Here is a 20,628-nt window from a genome sequence, read left to right on the forward strand (position 1 = left end):
CGGCCGCGCGGTGTTTACGTGGTGAGTGCGGTGACGACCCGGTTGGTCATCTCCTCCTGTGTGGTCAGGGGCGTCGGGGTGTACGACAGGACGAAGCGGAGGCCCAGGTCGCGGGTGGCGAACAGGCGGGTGCGGTAGCCGGCGGTCTCGCCGGTCTTGCCCCAGAACGTCACGCCGTTCACGGTGGCCGTCTGGAGGCCCAGGCTGTAGCGGGCGGGGCTGCCGTCCAGCATGCGTACGGAGTCGGGGGGCAGGGTGAAGAGCTTGTCCAGGGCGTGGGGCGGCAGCAACGCGCCGGAGAACAGGGCGGGCTGGAAGCGGAACAGGTCGTCGAGGGTCGAGACCAGCTCGCCTTCGCCCCAGGCGGAGGACTGGTTGTACACGGTGACATCGCGCAGTGAGCCGTCGGTCATCCGTAGATAGCCGTGCACATGCGGGCCGTGGAGGCGGGGGTCCTGGCCCGGCAGCAGAGTCCTGGTGAGGCCCAGCGGGCGCAGGACGCGGGAGGCGATGGCCTGGCCGTAGGGGCGGGCGGTCAGCTTTTCGACGAGCAGGGCGAGCAGCACGTAGTTGATGCCCCGGTACTCCTGTTTGGTGCCCGGTGCGAACTTGAGCGGATCGTGCGTCACGGTCTCGACCCACTCCCGCGGTGTCCACCGGTCCCATCGGTGTTGCAGGACCGCTTCCGGAGTGCTGTCGTCCGGAATGCCCCGGTGGTCGGGGATCCCGCTGGTGTGGTTGAGCAACTGGGCCACGGTGATGCGGCGGGCGAAGTCGGCGGGCAGCAGGTCCGGGAGGTAGCGCCCGATGGGGGCGTCGAGCTCCACCCGTCCTTCGGCCCACAGCTGGAGGACCACGGTGGCCACGAACGCCTTGGTGACGCTGCCCGCGCGGAACTGGTCGTCCGGGCGCACGGCCCGTCCGCTGGCGATGTCGGCCGTCCCTGCCGTGCCGTACCAGCCGCCTCCCCGGCGGCCGACGCGCAGTTGGGCTGAGGTGGCGGGCGGGTGGGCGAGATCGCTGATCGCGGCCTGGAGGGCGGCGTCGTCGGACGCGGTGGTCGATGCGGTGGACCTCGTCGCCGCGCGGGCGCCGGTGCTCCCGGCCACGGCCGACAGCGCCCCGGCCGCGCAACCGCCCATGAAGGTACGTCGGGTCAAGGAAGTCATGGTCAGCCATGTTGCCGAGGCCGCCGCGCCCGGCCATCCGGGATGACCCGCACACGCACCCCGACCGCACCCGCACGGTGCCCGGACTCGCACCCGCGCCCGGCCCCTGGCTAGTCCGGCTGGTGCTCCGGGCCGCCGTAGTCGGGGCTGGTGTAGTCCGGGCTGGTGTAGCGGGGGCGGGACTTGGGGGCTTCGCCGTCGGTGCTGAAGCCGGGGCGGCTGTAGCCGAGGTGCGGGGTGCGGCTGACCGCCTCGGGGTTGGTCGGGACGTACGCGGCGGGGGACGGGGCCGAGGGATTGGCCAGGGCCTCGCGGAGGAACGGCAGGATGCCGCGCTCCAGCAGGGCATCGCGCCAGACCTCGCGTGCGCGGTCCACCTCCTCCAGCCGCTCGCTGCGCGCCTCGCCGCGGATCGCGCTGGAGCCGTTGCGCAGCGCGGTCAGGAGCAGTCCGACGGCGGCGATCAGGATGCCCGCGGCGGTCAGCGCGGCGAAGAACCAGCCCGCGGTGACCATCGGCTGGGCGATGGACGGGGCCGGGTCCAGGACGTTGAGCACGTAGCCGACGATGAGGAAGATGATCGCGGCGGCGCCGGCGAGCACCGGGGCCAGCACCGCGAGCATGGCGACGAGCCCCGCCCCCGCGGCGTCCTGCATCGCGCCGGCGAGCCCCACCGTGCCGTCCGGCTGCTCGCGCCCGCCCACGTCCCCGGCGAGCGGGAAGAGCGGCGCGGGCTCACGCAGTCTGGCGCGAGTCTCGCGGTAGGCCTGGTACTCGTCGGCCGCGCATGCCGCTATCGCGGCCGATGCCCCGAGCGCCATCGTGCGCAGCTGCTCGGCAGTGAGCCGCTGCCCGAGACCTCTGAGGTCCGGGCGACGGTCCGCGGTGCGCAGTGCCTCGTCGAGAACCCGCTCGAACTCCGGGCGGTCCTCGGTCAGCAGGTGCGGAGCGCTTTTCATGGTGCATCCCCCGATGCTCCGTAGGGCCGTGACGACCGGCTTTCGCCGGGCAGTCGGGCGGAAACGGAGGAGAGCCTGCGACGGATAAGCCGATGGTAGAGCCGATCCGGCGCGGGGTGACAGCAAGTTTCCCGAATTGCTTACACGCCGGTGAAACTCTCTATCTGCCCCGGGCAGCGTCCGCTGAATCCTCAGTTCGGCAGGGGAAGTTGAACGACCAGCAGTTTTCCGGCCATGGTGATGCCGCCGTCCATGGCCACCGCGAGATTGTCCGCGTAGACATGCGGGCCCTCGACCGCGGGCGTGCCGCCGTCCTCGCCGTCCTCGGAGCCGACCTCGCCGAGCAGATACGGGATGGGGCTGTGGCCGTGGACGATGCGCTCCCCGCCGTAGGCGTCGAGCAATTCGCGGACCGCCGTCGGCCCCGCGTCCTCGTCGCGGAAGGCGAACCGCTTGGTGAATTTGCGGAACAGGTCCCAGCACTCGTCGGCGTCGCTGCGCTGCAGCGTCTCGGTGACGGTGTCGTTGACGGCCTCGATCGAGTCGCCGTAATCCAGATAGGCGGTGGTGTCGGAGTGGACCAGCAGATGGCCGTCCTCCTCCGCCATCGCGTCCAGCCGGGACATCCACTGGAGATGGTGGTCCTCGAGCCGCTCCATATCGCTGCGCTGGCCGCCGTTGAGCAGCCAGGCCGCCTGGAAGGATGCCGTTCCGGCACCGGAGTTGACCGGCGTGTCGCCGAACCGCTTGGCGCCGATCAGCAGCAGCTCGTGATTGCCCATCAGCGCCTTGCAGTAGCCGCCCGCGGCGGCGGCCTCGGCGGAGAGCTGCATGACCAGGTCGATGACGCCGATGCCGTCCGGGCCGCGGTCGGTGAAGTCGCCGAGGAACCACAACCGGGCGTTCCCCGCGGACCAGTTGCCCTTGGCGTCGATCAGGCCCTCGGCGGCGAGCGCCTCGCGCAGCTCCTCGTGGTAGCCGTGGACATCGCCCACGACGTACAGCGGACCGGGGCCCTCGTCCTGGGCCAGCGGGCCGTCCTCGGGCTCGGGCACCGTGGTGAGCGCCACCGTGGGGCGGTCCTGCGGCGGGACGAGCGGGGTGTCCGGGATGGTGTGCCCCGGGCCCAGGACCGGGAGCCGCTCGGTCGGGGTGTACTCGGCGGGCAGGGGCGTGGGCGCGTCCGGCGCGGGCGCCCCGGGCGCCGGAGCACCAGGAGCGGATACGCCGGGCACGGGCGCCTCGGGCGCCGGCGCGGGCTGCGGTACGGGCGCGGTGGTGCCCGGCGCGGCGGGCACGGACCCGGGCGGCACGGCTCCGGGCGGCACGGCTCCGGGCGCGCTCATGCCGGGCGGGGTGTACGCCCCGTACGCGAGCACAGGAGGGATCGCAGCCGTGGTCCCTGCCGTGGCTTCCAGACCGGCCCCCTGAGTCATCGACCCCTCCACCATCACGCCGCCGTGCCACCTTGTGGACCTTGCCTGGTCGACGGCGGTCCGCGGTGTCGTCCGCCCATCATAGGAATGACCGTGAGGGCTTGTGACGCACCAGGGTGCCGTCAATCGCTGCTCTCTCCTGCTTCGTCGGACTTTTATCCCGGATTGGCCCAGTAGGGGAACCCCATTGGCATCAGGTCCTCCTCGGGTCATCCTTGAGTCGCCCTCAGATCAGCCTCCAGCGCGGCTGCGCGGGGCGCTGACCGTCGTACGCGGCGGACGGCGCTGTGAGGACGTCCGCACCATCAATTCGGTGGGTATGACCTGCTCAACGGGCTGGTCGGTATCCAGGCCCTCGATGGCGTCGATGAGCAACTGGACGACCGCCGTGCCGATCCGGCGAGGTTTGAGTGAGAGGGTCGTGATGGGCGGCTCGGTGGTGCGGTAGACGGTCGATTCGCTGCAGCACACCAGCAGCAGATCGTCCGGGACCCGCAGTCCGTAGCGGCGGGCGGCGGCGAGCAGATCGGTGCCGTTGGGGTCGAAGAGGCCGTAGACCGCGTCGGGGCGGTCCGGGCGGGCGAGCAGCCGGTCGGCGGCGACGGCACCGGCACATGGGTCGTGGGCCGAGTACGCCTCATAGACCGGATCCTGTCCCACCCGTTCGCACCACTGCAGGTACGCCGTGGTGGAGAGCCGGGTGTAGGTGTCGGTGGAGGTCCCGGTGAGCAGTCCGATCCGGCGGGCGCCGGCCTCGGCGAGATGGTCGAGCAGTCCCAGCACCGCCGCCTCGTGGTCGTTGTCGACCCAGGCGGTGACGGGGAGGGCACCGGTCGGGCGGCCGTCGCTGACGACGGGGATGCCCTGGCGTAAGAGCTCGGTGACGACCGGATCGTGGTCGGAGGGGTCGATCACCACGGTCCCGTCGAGGGCGACGTTGGACCACACGTCGTGGCGGGAGGTGGCGGGGAGGATGACGAGGGCGTAGCCGCGGGCCAGCGCGGCGGAGGTGGCGGCTCGCGCCATCTCGGCGAAGTAGGCGAACTCGGTGAAGGTGAAAGGTTCATCCCCGTACGTGGTCACGGTCAGGCCGATGAGGCCGGACTTGCCGGTACGGAGGGTGCGGGCCGCTGCGGACGGGCGATAGCCCAGCCGCTCGGCGACCTCGCGGACATGGCGGCGGGTGGCCTCCGGGAGCCGGCCCTTGCCGTTGAGCGCGTCGGAGACGGTCGTGATGGAGACCCCGGCGGCGGCGGCCACGTCCCGGATGCCCGCCCGCCCTAACCGGCGGCCGGCCGACCGGCTCACCTGGTGCTTCCCTGCTGCTGTCATGGCCAGCCGATAGTAGGGCGCGGGTGGGAGGGTTGCGCGATTCCGCCATCGGTATTCGGAAGGCACGTTTCTGCATGAGCGCCTTCCTCAATTCCCTTGGAAGTGAAGCCAGTTGGGGGTTCCACCGGGCCTCTGATCGCCCCTGGCATATCCATGCCTGCTGATTGATACATGTCTCGAAGAGGTCTCAACTCACCTGCACGGGTGATGCGCGCCACGGCGCTCGCCACCGGCGCGCGTGAAAAAGCGGGGCGCTCCCCCCGGTGGGTACGCGGGCGCCGGGGGCGGATACGCGGCGGCGCCCGGCGGGTACGCGAGACGGGGGAATCCTCATAAGGTGTGCAGTATTGCCGTGTGCGAACGCTGTGCACGGCCCGGGACAGGATGGGTCGAGGAGGACTGTCGGTGACCGAGAAGAGCCCCAAGCTGCGCGCCGCGCTGGACGGCATTCCGACGTACAAGCCCGGTAAGCCGGCCGCCGCGGGCGGCCCCCTGGCCTTCAAGCTCTCCTCCAACGAGAACCCCTATCCGCCGCTGGCCGGGGTGCTGGAGACCGCCGCGAACGCCGCCGCCTCCTTCAACCGCTACCCGGACCTCGCCTGCACCGCGCTGATCGCCGAGCTGGCGAGCCGCTTCGACGTACCGCTGGAGCATCTGGCCACCGGGACCGGCTCGGTCGGGGTGGCCCAGCAGCTGGTCCAGTCCACGGCGGGGCCGGGCGATGAGGTGATCTACGCCTGGCGGTCCTTCGAGGCATATCCGATCATCACTCAGATCGCCGGGGCCACATCGGTGCGGGTCCCGCTGAACGACGCCGAGGAGCACGACCTGGAGGCGATGGCGGACGCCATCACCGACCGCACCCGGCTGATTTTCGTCTGTAACCCCAACAACCCGACCAGCACCGTGGTGCGCCGGGAGGCGCTGGAGCGGTTCCTGGACCGGGTGCCGTCCGATGTGCTGGTGGTGCTGGACGAGGCGTACATCGAGTTCATCCGGGACGAGCGGGTCCCCAACGGGATCGATCTCTACCGGGACCGGCCGAATGTGTGCGTGCTGCGCACCTTCTCCAAGGCGTACGGCCTGGCCGGGCTGCGGGTCGGCTTCGCGATCGCCCATGAGCCGGTGGCGGCGGCGCTGCGCAAGACCGCGGTGCCGTTCGGCGTCAGCCAGCTCGCCCAGGACGCGGCGGTGGCCTCGCTGCGCAGCGAGGACGCGCTGCGGGAGCGGGTGGACGCCCTGGTCACCGAGCGGGGCCGGGTGTGGGATGCGCTGACCGCCCAGGGGTGGACGGTCCCGGACTCGCAGGCGAACTTCGTCTGGCTGCGGCTGGGGGAGCGCACGGCCGACTTCGCGGCGGTCTGCGAGACGGCGGGCGTGGTGGTCCGTCCGTTCCCGGGTGAGGGGGTGCGGGTGACCATCGGCGAGCGCGAGGCGAACGAGATCTTCCTGCGGACGGCGGAGGAGTACCGCAAGGAGCTCTGAGCTCGCGGCGGGTCGGCCACCGCGCGGGTCGCCCACCGCGCGGAGCGGCCGCCGGGCGGGACTCCGCACGGCCGCTGGGTGGGACGCCGCCTTCGGGGCTGCCGGCCCTCGGTGTGTCTGCTGAGGGCTCGTCCTGTCGAGGGCCGCGTCGGCAAGGGCGCTCGCAAGGGGCCCAACGGCCCTTCCGGAAGGTGCGCAGCATACCCATACGTGCCCCATTCGCCCCCTACCACCCCCGGTGGGAGGGGGCGAAGCCATGTGCGTATCATTGCTTGTGAATGTGAATACGTTCACAAGCTCGCTCCGCGGGCAGGCACGACCGTAAGGAGAGATTCAGGTGAATCTGGCTCTGGCGCCGGAGACGCTGGCCCGATGGCAGTTCGGCATCACGACGGTCTACCACTTCCTCTTCGTGCCACTGACGATCTCTCTCGCCGCGATCACGGCGGGCCTGGAGACCGCCTGGGTCCGCACCGGCAAGGAGAAGTACTTCCACGCCACCAAGTTCTGGGGGAAGCTCTTCCTGATCAACATCGCGATGGGTGTGGTCACCGGCATCGTGCAGGAGTTCCAGTTCGGCATGAACTGGTCGGACTACTCCCGCTTCGTCGGTGATGTCTTCGGCGCCCCGCTCGCGATGGAGGCCCTGCTGGCCTTCTTCTTCGAGTCCACCTTCATAGGTCTGTGGATCTTCGGCTGGGACAAGCTGCCCAAGAAGATCCACTGCGCCTGCATCTGGATCGTCTCGCTCGGCACGATCCTCTCGTCGTACTTCATCCTGGCCGCCAACTCCTGGATGCAGCACCCGACCGGCTACACCATCGACAAGGCCACCGGAAAGGCCCAGCTCACCGACATCTGGGCGGTGCTCACCCAGAACACCACCCTGGTCGTGGTCTTCCACACGCTGACCGCGGCCTTCCTCACCGGCGCCGCCTTCATCATCGGGATCTCCTCCTTCCATCTGCTGCGGGCCAAGCGCCGCCGGGAGCGCGGCGAGGAGCTGGGCGAGCGGCAGAAGAAGCAGATCGGGGCGATGCGGGCCTCGCTGCGGGTGGGCCTGGTCGTCGCGGTGATCGCGGGGCTCGGCACGGCGATCAGCGGTGACCAGCTCGGCAAGGTGATGTTCGAGCAGCAGCCGATGAAGATGGCGGCGGCCGAGGCCCTCTGGGACACCCAGGCGCCCGCGCCCTTCTCGGTCTTCGCCGTCGGCGATGTGAGCAAGGGGCACAACAGCGTCGAGCTGGAGGTCCCCGGGGTGCTCTCCTTCCTGGCGCACAGCAACTTCACCGACGCCGTCCCCGGTATCAACGACATCGCCCAGCGCGAGGCCGACGCCTACGGCGGTCAGCCCGATGACTACATCCCCAGCATCTTCATGACCTTCTGGGGCTTCCGGCTGATGATCGGCTTCGGGATGACCTCGTTCGTCGCCGGGCTGATCGGGCTGTGGACGACCCGCCGCAAGCGGTGGCTGGCGCCCGCGTTCCGCACCGGCGAGGACGAGGTGCCCCGGCTCATGCTCACCAAGAAGCGCGAGATGGGCCCGCTGCTGTCCACCTGGTCCTGGCGGATCTCCATCCTCACCATGGGCTTTCCGCTGATCGCCAACTCCTTCGGCTGGATCTTCACCGAGATGGGCCGGCAGCCCTGGGGGGTCTACGGACTGATGAAGACCGCCGACGCGGTCTCCCCCGGCGTCAGCCAGACCGAGGTGCTGATCTCGCTCGGCGTCTTCACGCTGCTGTACGGGGTGCTCGCGGTGATCGAGGTGCGGCTGCTGACCAAGTACGCCAAGGCCGGACCGGACACCGACGAGAAGCCGCCCGCCAAGGACCCGAAGCTGCGGCTGCCCTCGAGCGGCCCGGGTGGCCCGGGTGGTCCTGGCAGTCCGGACGGCGGGGCCTCCGCCGAGGACGAGGACGCCGACAAGCCGCTGACCTTCGCGTACTGACGGCCGGAGAGGAACACCGGAGAGGATCACCGGAGAGAATCATGCACCTTCACGACTTCTGGTTCCTGCTGATCGCCTTCCTGTGGACGGGCTACTTCTTCCTGGAGGGCTTCGACTTCGGCATCGGCGTGCTGACCAAGCTGCTCGCCCGCGACCGCACCGAGCGCCGGGTTCTGATCAACACGATCGGGCCGGTGTGGGACGGCAATGAGGTCTGGCTGATCACGGCGGCCGGGGCGACCTTCGCCGCCTTCCCCGACTGGTACGCGGCGCTCTTCAGCGGCTTCTATCTGCCGCTGCTGACCATCCTGGTCTGCCTGATCCTGCGCGGTGTCGCCTTCGAATTCCGGCACCAGCACCCCGAGGACCGCTGGCAGCGCAACTGGGAGCAGGTGATCTTCTGGTGCTCGCTGCTGCCCGCGTTCCTGTGGGGCGCGATCTTCGCCAATCTGGTGCACGGGGTGCCGATCGGCCGGGACGGGAACTACGCGGGCGGTCTGTCGGATCTGCTCACGCCGTACGCCCTGCTGGGCGGGGTGGTCACGCTGGTGCTGTTCACCTTCCACGGCGCCGTCTTCGCCGCGCTCAAGACGGACGGGGACATCCGGACGCGGGCACGGCGGTATGCGGCCCGGCTCGGGTCGGCCACCGTCGCGGTCGCGGTGCCGTTCCTGGTCTGGACGCAGGGCGACAGCGGGAACGCCCGGAGCCTGGTGGCGGCCGTCATCGCCGTTCTGGCGCTGGCGGCGGCGCTGATCATGAACGGGCGGGGACGTGAGGGCTGGGCGTTCGGGCTGTCCGGGGTGACCGTCGCGGCAGTCGTCGCGATGCTCTTCCTGGCGCTCTTCCCCGAGGTCATGCCCTCCTCGCTGAACCCGGCGTGGAGCCTGACGGCGGCCAACGCGGCCTCCAGCCCCTATCCGCTCAAGATCATGACCTGGGTCGGCGTCATCATGATGCCGCTGATCATGGCCTACCAGGCGTGGACGTACTGGGTCTTCCGTAAGCGCATCGGCACCCGGCACATCCCCGCCGCCCACTGACGCGGATGCGGTGTTTCACGTGAAACCAATCGATCCACGGCTGCTGCGGTACGCACGGGCCACCCGCTTCTTCCTGGCCGCCTCCGTGGCGCTGGGCCTGGCCGGAGCGGGACTGGTCATCGCGCAGGCGATGCTGATCGCCGAGATCGTGGTGGGCGCGTTCCAGCGGGGCGACGACGTGACGGCGCTGACGCTGCCGCTGGGACTGCTGGCGCTGGTCGCGGTCGGCCGGGCGGTTGTCTCCTGGCTGACCGAGCTGGCCGCCCATCGGGCCGGTGCGGCGGTGAAGTCGGAGCTGCGGCTGCGGTTGCTGGAGCGGGCCGTACGGCTGGGGCCGAGCTGGCTGGACTCCCAGCGGACCGGTGAACTCACCACCCTCGCCACCCGGGGCATCGACGCGCTGGACGACTACTTCGCGCGCTATCTGCCCCAGTTGGGGCTGGCCGTGGTGGTGCCGGTGGCGGTGCTCGCCCGTATCGTCACCGCGGACTGGATCTCCGCGCTGATCATCGTCGTCACGCTGCCGCTGATTCCGCTGTTCATGATGCTCATCGGCTGGGCCACCCAGTCCCGGATGGACCGTCAGTGGCGGCTGCTGTCCCGGCTGTCCGGGCACTTCCTCGATGTCGTGGCCGGGCTGCCCACCCTCAAGGTCTTCGGCCGGGCCAAGGCCCAGGCCGCGTCGATCCGTGCGATCACGGGCGACTACCGGCGGGCCACCCTCAAGACGCTGCGGCTGGCCTTTCTGTCCTCCCTGGCCCTGGAACTGCTCTCCACGGTGGCGGTCGCGCTGGTCGCGGTCGACATCGGGATGCGGCTGGTGCACGGCGAGATGGGCCTCTTCACCGGGCTGGTGGTGCTGGTGCTCGCCCCCGAGGCGTATCTGCCGCTGCGGCAGGTGGGCGCGCAGTACCACGCGGCGGCGGAGGGGCTGACGGCGGCGGACGAGGTCTTCGCGGTGCTGGAGCGCGAGCCCTCGGGCGTGGGCGGCTCGCCCGCCCCCGACGCGCGGGGTGCCGCGCTGGCGCTGGACGGGCTGGTGGTCCGCCACCCCGGGCGCGCCGAACTGTCCCTCGCCCGGACCTCCTTCGAGATCCGTCCGGGGGAGACGGTCGCCGTCGTGGGTCCCAGCGGCGCCGGGAAGTCGACCCTGCTGAACGCGGTGCTCGGCTTCGCGGCGCCGCACGAGGGCCGGGTGCTGATCGGGGACCGGGACCTGGCCTCCCTGGACCCGGAGAGCTGGCGGCGCCAGATCGCCTGGGTGCCCCAGCGTCCGTACCTCTTCGCCGGGACGATCGCGGAGAACGTCCGGCTGGCCCGGCCGGACGCCGACGACGAGGCGGTACGGGCCGCCCTGTGGGACGTGGACGCGCTCGGCTTCGTCTCCGCGCTGCCGGACGGGATCGAGACCCCGTTGGGCGAGATGGGTGCCGGACTCTCCGCGGGCCAGCGGCAGCGGATCGCCCTGGCCCGAGCCTTCCTGGCCGACCGCCCGGTGCTGCTCCTGGACGAGCCGACGGCGAACCTGGACGGTGAGACGGAGGCGTCGGTCGTCGAGGCGGTGCGTCGGCTCGCCGAGGGCCGCACGGTCCTTCTGGTCGTCCACCGCCCGGCGCTGCTGCCGCTGGCGGACCGGGTGCTGAGTTTGCCGGGACCGGGTCGGGGATCCGGGGCTGCCGCCCGTGGTGGGCCGGCCGCCCTGTCCGCCGTTGGGCGCGCGTCGGCGGCGGGCGGCGTCCGCCCGGGGCCGACTGTCGCTCTCCGGTCCGCCTACGGCGGGGACGGCGTCCGCCGGTCCGTCGCGTGTGCGGACGGGGAGCCGCGTGCGGAGGCGCGCGGATCCGCGCCGGACGCGGGCGCGGATCCGCGGTCCGGCTCCGGGGCCGATGGTTCTGGTGGGTTGTCCCCGCTGCCCGTGGATCGGCGTGCGTCGGTGATGGACGTCGCGCCCGCGACCGGGCGCTCGCGCGCGGGGGCGCGCGAGTCCACACCGGAGGCGGCCGCGGATGCGGAGTGGCCATGGGCTGCCGAAGCGGGTGGCGTGGCTGAGGCGGCGGGGGGTGCGGGCGTGGGCGTCCGTCACCCAGGTGCCCATGGTGTTGGCCTCCCGGCGGACGCGGGCGCGGACGCGGACGCGGGCGCGGGCGAGGGCGTGGGCGAGGGCGTGGATCGGACACCCGTCGCGCGTGAGCGGACACCCGTCGCGTATGAGCCGATGGCGGACGCCGGAGCCGGTGGGCGGCTGGGCGAGGTGCGGTACGGGCCGGACGGCACGGGCCTGAGCGCGTCGGACGGCTCCGCCGCGCCGGACGGCTCCGCCGCGCCGGACGGCCTGAGCGCGTCGGATGGCCAGGTCGAGTCGGATGGCCAGGTCGAGTCGGGTGGCCAGGTCGAGTCGGGTGGTCAGGCCGCGTCGAGTAGCCCAACGGCGTCGCGCCGCGCGGCCGTGGCGAATGGCTCGGCCAGGCGCCCGCGCCGGGGCGCTTTGGCGCGGGTGCGGGGGGCCGCGCGCGGGAGTCGGGGGCGGTTCGGGCTGGCGTTGTCGCTCGGGAGCCTCGCCCTGCTGAGCGCGGTCGGGCTGATGGCCGTCTCCGGGTGGCTGATCTCGCGGGCCGCGCAACAGCCGCCCGTGCTCTATCTGATGGTGGCGGTCACCGCGACCCGGGCGTTCGGGATCGGCCGGGCCGTCTTCCGCTACGCCGAGCGCCTGGTCTCGCACGACGCCGTGCTGCGGGTGCTGGCCGGGCTGCGGGTCGCCGTCTACCGGAGGCTGGAGCGGCTGGCGCCCGCCGGGCTGGGCCGGACGCGCCGCGGCGATCTGCTCTCCCGGCTGGTGGCCGATGTGGACACCGTCCAGGACTACTTCCTGCGCTGGCTGCTGCCCGTCGGCACCGCGCTGACCGTCGGCGCGGCCTCGGTGGGCTTCCTCACCTGGGTGCTGCCCGAGGCCGGGGCCGTGCTGGCGGCGGGGCTGCTGGTGGCGGGGGTCGTGGTGCCCGTCGTGTCCGGGGCGCTCGCGCGGCGCGCGGAGCGGCGGCTGGCACCGGCGCGCGGTGCCCTGTCGGCGCAGGTCGTGGATCTGCTGGCGGGGACCGCCGAGCTGACCGTCGCGGGCGCGCTGCCGCGCCGACTGGACGCGGTGCGCCGGGCCGACGGGGTGCTCACCCGGATCGCCCGGCGGACGGCTGCCGCCGCCGGTACGGGCGCCGGGCTGTCCGCGCTGGTCTGCGGGCTGACCGTGGCGGCCGCGGCGTGGGTGGGGGTCCCGGCCGTGGCGGACGGCCGGATGCACGGGGTGTGGCTGGCGGTCGTGGTGCTGACCCCGCTCGCCGCCTTCGAGGCCGTCGCGGGGCTGCCGCTCGCGGTGCAGCACCGGCAGCGGGTGCGGCGGGCCGCGGAGCGGGTGTACGAGGTGCTGGACGAGCCGATTCCGGTGCGCGAGCCCGGCGAGGTGGGGCGTGAGGAGGCGCCGACCGCGCCGTATCCGCTGGTGCTGCGTGGGATCACCGCCCGCCACCCGGGGCAGTCCGTCCCCGCCCTGGACGGGTTCGGGCTGGAGTTGTGTCCGGGCCGCCGGGTCGCGGTCGTCGGCCCTTCGGGGGCGGGCAAGACCACCCTCGCCCAGGTGCTGCTCCGCTTTCTGGACGCCGAGGGCGGTACGTACACCCTGGCGGGCCGTAACGCCGCCGCCCTGGACGGGGACGCGGTGCGGCGGCTGGTCGGCCTCTGCGCCCAGGACGCCCATGTCTTCGACAGCTCACTGCGCGAGAACCTGCGGCTGGCGCGCCCCGGCGCGAGCGATGACGAGCTGCGCGCGGCGCTGGCCGCGGCCCGGCTGCTGGACTGGGTGGACGGGCTGCCGGGCGGCCTGGACACGCTCGTCGGCGAGCAGGGCGCACGGCTCTCCGGCGGCCAGCGCCAGCGGCTGGCGCTGGCCCGCGCGCTGCTCGCGGACTTCCCGGTGCTGGTCCTGGACGAGCCCGCCGAGCACCTGGACCTGCCCACGGCCGACGCCCTGACGGCCGACCTGCTGTCGGCGACCCGGGGGCGCACCACCGTCCTGATCACCCACCGGCTGGCGGGCCTGCACGCGGTGGACGAGGTGATCGTCCTCGACGCCGGCCGCGCGGTCCAGCGCGGGACGTACGAGGAACTGGCCTCGGCCGATGGTCCATTCCGCCGGATGCTGGAGCGCGAGGCGGCGGAGGGCGGCGTCCTGGTGGGTGCTGGGTAGCCGGGTGTGGGTCAGCGGTTGTCCGGCGGAGCTGTGCGGGGCCGGGACGCCGACCGCGGTCCCGCGCGGAGTGTTGCTGGGCGTTGGGGCGCCTCGGCGTGGGCTGGGACCTGTCGGGCCTTACGGGGGCTTGGGGGCGTCTGGCCGTGCTCGCGCATCTTGACGCCTGCGGCGAGCTGCTCCCCTCCCCGCCCCTTCCCACAACCGGGGCTCCGCCCCAGACCCCGGAATCCGGGGGGGGGCGAAGCCCCTGCCACGCGGCGGAGCCGCATGTCGATGCCGCGGGAAGGGGGAAGGGGGAGGGGAAGGATCCGTCGGACACTCCGCAGGCGGTGTCCAGCGGATCACGCGGGGCCGGGATTGCCCGGTTCGGTGTTCCCGCGCGGAGTGCTGGTGGGCGCTGGGCAGCGCGGGCGTCCGCTGGGCGCTGAGCAGCGCGGGCGTCCGCTAGCGGATCTTCGCGAGGCCCGCGACGACTGGCAGGCGCGCCCCCGGTACCGCTGGGAGGCGTTCCCCGTACCGGACGCCGCAGGAGCGGGGCGTCTGCTGCCGATGCCGCGGGGGACGCCGTGTCGGTGCCGCGATCGCCGCATCACGGGGCGCCCGTGGCCGGACAGGGCCCATGAGCTGTCGCATGGGTTGACCTGGGCCCGTGTGCGCCGCCCTGCGGCAGCTCCGAGCGGCGGAAGCGGGGCCCGGCCGGTTACCACCGACAAGGCGTTTACCTGCGGCATTCATTAGGCTCGACGCATGGCGGCCGCTGCCCCCTCCCCCGACCCCCTGGATGTGGCCGCGGAGGCGACCCGCGGTCTTCGGGGGCTGTCCACCGAGCTCACGGCGCGGCTGCCGCGGCTGCTGGAGGCGATGCGCTCGCTCGGTACCGGGCCGGACCCGCACACCGTCCTCGACCGGATCGTCCGCACCGCGGCCGAGCTGGTGGGCGCGCGTCGCGCCGCGATCGGGGTGCACCACACGGAGGGCGACGCCGCGGCGGGTCAGGGGCTGGCCGATGTGGTCACGTACGGTGCGACCGAGGCCGACCGGGAGGGGTGCGCGGAGCTGCTCGCCGACGCGCGCCGCGCCGGAACGCCCACGGCCACCGAGCCGCCGGGCTCGTCCCAGTCGCCGGGCTCGTCCCAGCGGCCGGGCTCGTCCCAGCGGTCTGGCCCGTCCCAGTCGCCGGGCTCGTATCTCGCCGTTCCGCTGCGCGTCGGGGAGGAGATCTTCGGCATCCTCTGCCTCGCCGAGAAGCGGGACGGCGGTCCGTTCACCGACTCCGACCGGCATCTGGTCGAGGTGCTGGCCACCGAGGCGGGGATCGCCATCGGTCACACCCGCGTCCAGGGGGCCACCCGGCAGCGCGAGCGCTGGATCGAGGGGTCGGTGGCCGTGACCCAGGCGGTACTGTCCGGCGGCGCCGGTGACGGCCCGGCCGTGGTCGCCGAGAAGGCCAGGGAACTCGCGGACGCGGCGGTCGGCATCGTGCTGCTGCCGGAGGACGGCGGTGACGGGCTGAAGGCCGTGGCGGTGGCCGCCGACGAGCGGTCCGGGCTGCTGGGCGCGGTGCTTCCGGCCCGTTCCCCGGCCGTGCCGAGGCTGCTGGCCGGGCAGCCGGTCCTCATCGAGGACCCGGCCGCCGACCCGCTGCTCGGCACCGGCGTCCCCGGGCGCTACGGGCCGAGCATGATGGTCCCGCTGAGCAGCGGGGACCGGGTGCTCGGCGTACTGGCCACCGCGCGGGAGCGCGATGCCGACCCGTTCACCGCGACCGAACGCACCCTGGCCGCCCAATTCGCGGCGCAGGCGGCGGTCGCGCTGGTGCTCGCCGAGGCGCAACGCGACCGGGAGCGGCTCGCGGTCCTCGAGGAGCGCGACCGGATCGCCCGCGACCTCCACGACCTCGTCGTCCAACGGCTCTTCGCGACCGGGATGCTGCTGGAGAGCGCGGAGCGCCAGTCGGACGCGCCGGAGGTACGGGAGCGGATCGAGCGGGCCGTCGAGGAGCTGGGCGCCACCATCCAGGAGGTACGGATGGCGATCTTCGCGCTGCAGCAGACCCAGCCCGAGACGCCGCCCGAGCTGCGCGGCCGGGTGCTGCGGGAGGTCAGGGCGGCCGCCGTGCCGCTGGGCTTCCAGCCGTCCCTGACCTTCGTGGGTCCGGTGGACGACCTAGTCGTATCGGTGACCGGCGCCCATCTCGTCGCGGCACTGCGCGAGGCGCTGTCCAACGCGTTCCGGCATGCCCGTGCGGAGCGGATCGAGGTGGTCGTGGACGCCACCGCACGGCTCGCGGACGACCGACCGGCGGTCCGGCTGACGGTCGCGGACGACGGGGTGGGCGTGCCCGCGGACGGGCGGCGCAGCGGTCTGGCGAACCTGGCACGGCGGGCCGAGGCGCTGGGCGGATCAAGCACCTTCGGCCCCGGCCTCGGGGAGGACGGCTGCGGCACGGCAGTGGTGTGGGAGGCGCCGCTGCCGGGCGAGGACGCCTGATGGCGTCGCTGCAGGGCGAGGACGCCTGAAGGCGCCGCTGTCGGCCAGGAGCCCGAGGGGTCGGTGCCGGGCCGTGGGTCCAGGACGCTGTTGCCGCGCCGGGGAGTCTGAGGCGCTGTTCCCGGGCGGAGGGGTCCGACGGGCCGCTGTCGGGTGCGGACCCGGGCAAGCCGCTGCCGGGTGCGGCGGCATGAGGGACTACTCCCGGCGCCGGGGCCTGACGGCCGCCGACCGGGCGCGGGGGTGAGTCGCCATTGCCAGGGCCCAGGGGACTGATGGGCCGCTTGGCGGGCCGCTGGCGGGCCGCTGTCGGGCCGGGGGCCACGGTCGCCGGCCGACCGCTGGCCGGGAGGGGCTCGGCGGGACGCCGCTGGGCCGGTGACAGGGCGTCGTGGGGCGGGTGTTGTCGCCCGCCCGGACCAACGGCTCACCTACGCGGGCCAACTAGCGCCTCGTCAGAGTGCGGGTCGTGGTGGCCGACGGTGGGATGAGGCTCGCGGGCCGTTCGGTCCTTCGTATCCCATCGCACTCCGCGACAGCTCTTGGCCCGACCGCGGGGAAGGAAGTTATGACGTGAACAGCCAGAGCCCCACTCCCAAGCGATCCCGGACGCGTCGCCGGGTCTTGTTCGCCTCCGTCGCGGCAGTCGCCGCCGTCTCCAGCCAGATGCTGACCATGTCTCCCGCGGCGCAGGCGGATGACCCCGCGGGCGGTGGCATCGGCCGTCCCAAGCCGCCGAAGCCGCCGACCGTTCTCCACGGGGTGCAGGAGTTCACCGCGGACGGCACCTTCACGCCGCCCCCGGGGGTCACCTCGGTGCACATCCAGGCATGGGGTGCGGGCGGTGGCGGCGGTGGCGGTGGCGGTGGCAGCAGCACCAACGTGGGCGGTCCCGGCGGTGGCGGTGGGTCCGGCGGCTTCACCTGGTGCGTCATCCCGGTCGCTCCGTTCGCCACCTACACGGTGGATCTGGGCACCGGCGGAACCCTCGGTACCGGTGGTCCCGGTGGTGTCGCGGCCGGCACCGCGGGCACGAACGGCGGGAACGGCACCGCGACGACGCTGGCCTCCACCAGCGGCACCCAGCTCACCGCCACGGGCGGTACCGGCGGTGGCGGCGGTGGCGGCGCCACCACCCTCCCGGGTACTCCGGGCACGGCGGGCACCGGCGGCACCGGCAGTAACTGCAGCAGCATCTATGTGGTCAACCGCACCGGTGAGAACGGCGAGGCCGGCGTCCTCGGCGGCGGCGAGGGCGGTGACGCGGTTGACGGCATTGTGGAGCTGCCCGCGACCAACAGCAGCGCGGGTGGCAACGGCGGCGCCGGTGGCGCGGCCGGCGTCGGCGGCGCCGCGGGCGGCAGGGGCGGCGATGGCACCGCGGGCGGCAATGGGTACGCCGTCATCTTCTGGTAAGCCGATTCCGGTCCGACACGAACGCCCCCGGCCCCGCGGCCGGGGGCGTTCGCGGTGTCCGGTGTCCGGTGTCCGGTGCCGGGGGCGGTTCAGTGCCGTCGATCCCGCGGCTACCCCGCCAGGATCCGCTCGATGACGACGGCGACGCCGTCCTCGGTGTTGGCGCCCGTGCGGTGGGTGGTCGCGGCGAGCACATCCGGATGGGCGTTGGCCATCGCGTACGAGGTGCCCGCCCACATCAGCATCTCCAGGTCGTTGGGCATGTCCCCGAACGCCACGACCTCCGCGGCCGAGATCCCGCGCTCGGCACAGCACCGGGCCAGGGTGCTGGCCTTGCTGACCCCGAGACCGCTGACCTCCAGCAGGGCGGACGGGCTGGAGCGGGTGAAGTCGCCGTGGCTCCCGGCCACCGAGCGGGCCAGCTGGAGGAAGTCGTCCGGCGCCAGCTCGGCGTGGTGGGCGAGCAGCTTGAGGACCGGCATGTCGGCGTGCGCGAAACCGTCGTGGAGCAGCTTCTCGGCGGGCGCGACGATCGCGCCCGGGTCGAGATGGAAGGGCGGGTACTGGGGTTCGTAGAAGATCCCGCCGCTGCGCTCGACCGCGAAGGACGTGCCGGGGGCGGCCTCGCGCAGCGCCTCCACGACGGCGAGGGCCCGGTCCGTGGCGAGCGGACGGACCTCGACCGGCAGCCCGCCCTGGTGCAGATCGACCACGGCGGCGCCGTTGGCGCAGATCGCCAGGCCATGGCCGTGCACATGGGCGCTGACGACGTCCATCCAGCGGGCCGGGCGGCCGGTGACGAAGAACACCTCGATGCCCGCCCGCTCGGCCGCCGCGAGCGCGGTCACGGTGCGGTCGGAGACCGTCTTGTCGTCCCGCAGCAAGGTGCCGTCGAGGTCGGTGGCGATCAGCCGGGGCCGGGCCGGGGCCGGGCGGAAACGCTCTGGGACCGGGGTGTTCGGCCGGTCGGTCGCTGGAGTCACGGCAACCATCCTCCCGCATATGCCGCTCATCGGTGAGGGCGCGGTGCTCGGGTGGGCCCGCTCAGGAGTGCGCATGCTGGGGTGCGCTTGCCCGAGCGGGCTCGTCCGGGCGTCCCGTCGGTACGGCTCGGTACGGCGTTGTCACCCCCACCGCTTAGGCTCGCGGTATGCGAGTGAGCACCGTGATCCTGCCCATCCACCGCTGGTCCGAGGGCGGCCGGAAGACATGGCAGCGCGCCGAGGAGCTGGGTTTCCACGCCGCGTACACCTATGACCACCTGTCCTGGCGCAGCTTCCGCGACGGCCCCTGGTTCGGGGCGGTCCCCACGCTGACGGCGGCCGCCGCGGCGACCTCGCGGTTGCGCCTGGGCACCCTCGTCACCTCCCCGAACTTCCGGCATCCGGTGACGCTGGCCAAGGAGCTGATCACGCTGGACGACGTGTCCGGCGGGCGGATCACCCTCGGCATCGGCGCGGGCGGCTCCGGCTTCGACGCGACGACGCTGCTGCGCGGCGGCGAGGAGCCGTGGTCGCCCCGGGAGCGGGCGGACCGGTTCGGTGAGTTCGTCGAGCTGCTCGACCGGCTGCTGACGCACGACGCGGTGACGTACGAGGGCACGCACTACAGCGCGTACGAGGCGCGCAACATCCCCGGCTGCGCGCAGCGGCCGCGACTGCCGTTCGCGGTGGCCGCCACCGGTCCGCGCGGGCTGCGGCTCGCGGCGCGGTACGGCCAGGCGTGGGTGACCACGGGCGATCCGAAGATCTCCGAGACGGGCACCCCGGCCGATTCGCTGGCCGCCATCGGCGGGCAGATCGACCGGCTGGGCAAGGCGTGCGCGGAGGCCGGGCGGGACACCGGCGACCTCGACAAGATCTTTCTCACCGGCTTCACCCCGGACGGCACAGCGCCACTGAGCTCGGTGGACGCCTTCGTGGACTTCGCCGGACGCCATGCCGAGCTGGGCATCGAGGAGATCGTGCTGCACTGGCCGATCCCCGATTCGATCTTCGCGGCCGACCTCGGGGTCTTCGAGCGGATCGCCACGGAGGGCGCGGCGCAGCTAGCGGGGTGAGCGGTGCGGCGCACCGGAGGCGGCGTATCGGAGACAGCGTATCGGCCGATAAAGGGCGAACGTGTACGGCACGGATCGCGCGATAAGCGGCAGAATCGGGTATAGAGCCTTTGGCGTCGCGTCACTGGGGAGGCATCCCATGCCGCATACCCGATATGCCCCGGACCGTGGGCTGACCACGCGCATGGTCACGACGATGTTCTTCATCGGGCTGCTCTATGTGGTCTTCATCGGCGTGCTGCTCGCCCTGTTCAAGGGCGCCTGGCCGCTGATCGTGATCATCGCGGGCGGGCTGTTCGTGGCGCAGTTCTGGTTCAGCGACCGGATCGCGGCGTTCAGCATGGGCGCCCGGGAGGTCACCCCGCAGCAGGCCCCCGAGCTGCACGGTGCGGTGGACCGGCTGTGCGCGCTCGCCGACATGCCCAAGCCCCGGGTGGCCATCGCCGACACCGATGTGCCGAACGCCTTCGCCACCGGCCGCAATCAGCGGAACGCGCTGGTGTGCGCCACCACAGGGCTGCTGCGGCGGCTGGAGCCGGAGGAGCTGGAGGGCGTGCTCGCCCATGAGCTGTCCCATGTGGCGCACCGCGATGTGGCCGTCATGACCATCGCCTCCTTCCTCGGCGTGCTGGCGGGCATCATGACCCGCGCGGCGCTGTGGGGCGGGCTCAGCCGTGGCAGCCGCAACAACAACGTGGGCATCGCGGTGCTGCTCATCCCGCTGATCAGCGCCGTGGTCTACGCGATCAGCTTCCTGCTGACCCGGCTGCTGTCCCGCTATCGCGAGCTGTCCGCCGACCGCGCCGGGGCGCTGCTGACCGGGCGGCCCTCGGCGCTCGCCGCCGCGCTCACCAAGGTGACGGGGCAGATGGCCCGGATCCCGACCCGGGACCTGCGCAAGGTCGAGCCGTACAACGCGTTCTTCTTCGCGCCCGCGCTCTCCGGCGAGAGCGTCAGCCGGCTGTTCTCCTCGCATCCGACGCTGGAGCGGCGGCTCGACCAGCTCGCCCGCATCTCCACCCAGCTGGGCCAGGCGGGAAGGGGCTGA

The 20,628-nt window shown here is 72.8% G+C and carries 13 protein-coding genes; 8 read left to right on the plus strand and 5 right to left on the minus strand.

Translation table 11 applies throughout. The annotated features are described in order from the left end of the window. Nucleotides 1-14 precede the first annotated feature (14 nt). From NP777_RS20280 to NP777_RS20295, 4 genes are all read right to left on the minus strand, one after another. Nucleotides 15-1,169, minus strand: a complete 1,155-nt coding sequence (locus NP777_RS20280) for a serine hydrolase domain-containing protein (protein WP_256651582.1) — start codon at nucleotides 1,167-1,169, stop codon at nucleotides 15-17. A 110-nt stretch (nucleotides 1,170-1,279) separates the two neighbouring features. Further along, nucleotides 1,280-2,128, minus strand: coding sequence for an inorganic phosphate transporter (locus tag NP777_RS20285; RefSeq protein WP_256651583.1), 849 nt, complete (start codon nucleotides 2,126-2,128; stop codon nucleotides 1,280-1,282). Nucleotides 2,129-2,319: 191 nt separating this feature from the next. Continuing rightward, entirely contained in the window at nucleotides 2,320-3,579 is a 1,260-nt protein-coding gene (locus NP777_RS20290; RefSeq protein WP_256651677.1) for a metallophosphoesterase, read from the minus strand. A gap of 216 nt (nucleotides 3,580-3,795) precedes the next feature. After that, nucleotides 3,796-4,896 (minus strand): LacI family DNA-binding transcriptional regulator, encoded by a 1,101-nt coding sequence (locus NP777_RS20295; RefSeq protein ID WP_256651584.1) that lies wholly within the window; start codon nucleotides 4,894-4,896, stop codon nucleotides 3,796-3,798. A 405-nt stretch (nucleotides 4,897-5,301) separates the two neighbouring features. On the opposite strand from NP777_RS20295, the gene hisC reads away from it, so the two are divergent. From hisC to NP777_RS20325, 6 genes are all read left to right on the plus strand, one after another. Further along, nucleotides 5,302-6,381, plus strand: a complete 1,080-nt coding sequence (gene hisC, locus NP777_RS20300) for a histidinol-phosphate transaminase (RefSeq protein WP_308405177.1) — start codon at nucleotides 5,302-5,304, stop codon at nucleotides 6,379-6,381. Nucleotides 6,382-6,718: 337 nt separating this feature from the next. Further along, nucleotides 6,719-8,335 (plus strand): cytochrome ubiquinol oxidase subunit I, encoded by a 1,617-nt coding sequence (locus NP777_RS20305; protein ID WP_256651586.1) that lies wholly within the window; start codon nucleotides 6,719-6,721, stop codon nucleotides 8,333-8,335. 41 nt (nucleotides 8,336-8,376) lie between these two features. Next, the gene (gene cydB, locus NP777_RS20310) at nucleotides 8,377-9,378 is read left to right on the plus strand and encodes a cytochrome d ubiquinol oxidase subunit II (RefSeq protein WP_256651587.1); all 1,002 of its coding nucleotides are present in this window, start codon (nucleotides 8,377-8,379) and stop codon (nucleotides 9,376-9,378) included. 19 nt (nucleotides 9,379-9,397) lie between these two features. After that, nucleotides 9,398-13,612 (plus strand): thiol reductant ABC exporter subunit CydD, encoded by a 4,215-nt coding sequence (cydD, locus tag NP777_RS20315; protein ID WP_256651588.1) that lies wholly within the window; start codon nucleotides 9,398-9,400, stop codon nucleotides 13,610-13,612. A gap of 750 nt (nucleotides 13,613-14,362) precedes the next feature. Then, entirely contained in the window at nucleotides 14,363-16,105 is a 1,743-nt protein-coding gene (locus NP777_RS20320) for a sensor histidine kinase (protein WP_256651589.1), read from the plus strand. A 573-nt stretch (nucleotides 16,106-16,678) separates the two neighbouring features. After that, nucleotides 16,679-17,521, plus strand: coding sequence for a hypothetical protein (locus NP777_RS20325; RefSeq protein WP_256651684.1), 843 nt, complete (start codon nucleotides 16,679-16,681; stop codon nucleotides 17,519-17,521). 110 nt (nucleotides 17,522-17,631) lie between these two features. On the opposite strand, the gene NP777_RS20330 is transcribed toward NP777_RS20325, so the two are convergent. Then, a complete protein-coding gene (locus tag NP777_RS20330) occupies nucleotides 17,632-18,513 on the minus strand; it encodes a Cof-type HAD-IIB family hydrolase (RefSeq protein ID WP_305889959.1) in 882 nt (293 codons plus the stop codon). A 158-nt stretch (nucleotides 18,514-18,671) separates the two neighbouring features. Here NP777_RS20330 and NP777_RS20335 point away from each other — a divergent pair, with 158 nt between their 5' ends. Both NP777_RS20335 and htpX read left to right on the plus strand, forming a co-directional pair. Then, nucleotides 18,672-19,580, plus strand: coding sequence for an LLM class flavin-dependent oxidoreductase (locus NP777_RS20335; protein WP_256651591.1), 909 nt, complete (start codon nucleotides 18,672-18,674; stop codon nucleotides 19,578-19,580). Between the two features lie 139 nt (nucleotides 19,581-19,719). Next, entirely contained in the window at nucleotides 19,720-20,628 is a 909-nt protein-coding gene (gene htpX / locus NP777_RS20340; RefSeq protein ID WP_044572729.1) for a zinc metalloprotease HtpX, read from the plus strand.

This window comes from Streptomyces rugosispiralis (assembly GCF_024505145.1).
In the GTDB taxonomy this organism is placed as follows: domain Bacteria; phylum Actinomycetota; class Actinomycetes; order Streptomycetales; family Streptomycetaceae; genus Streptomyces; species Streptomyces rugosispiralis.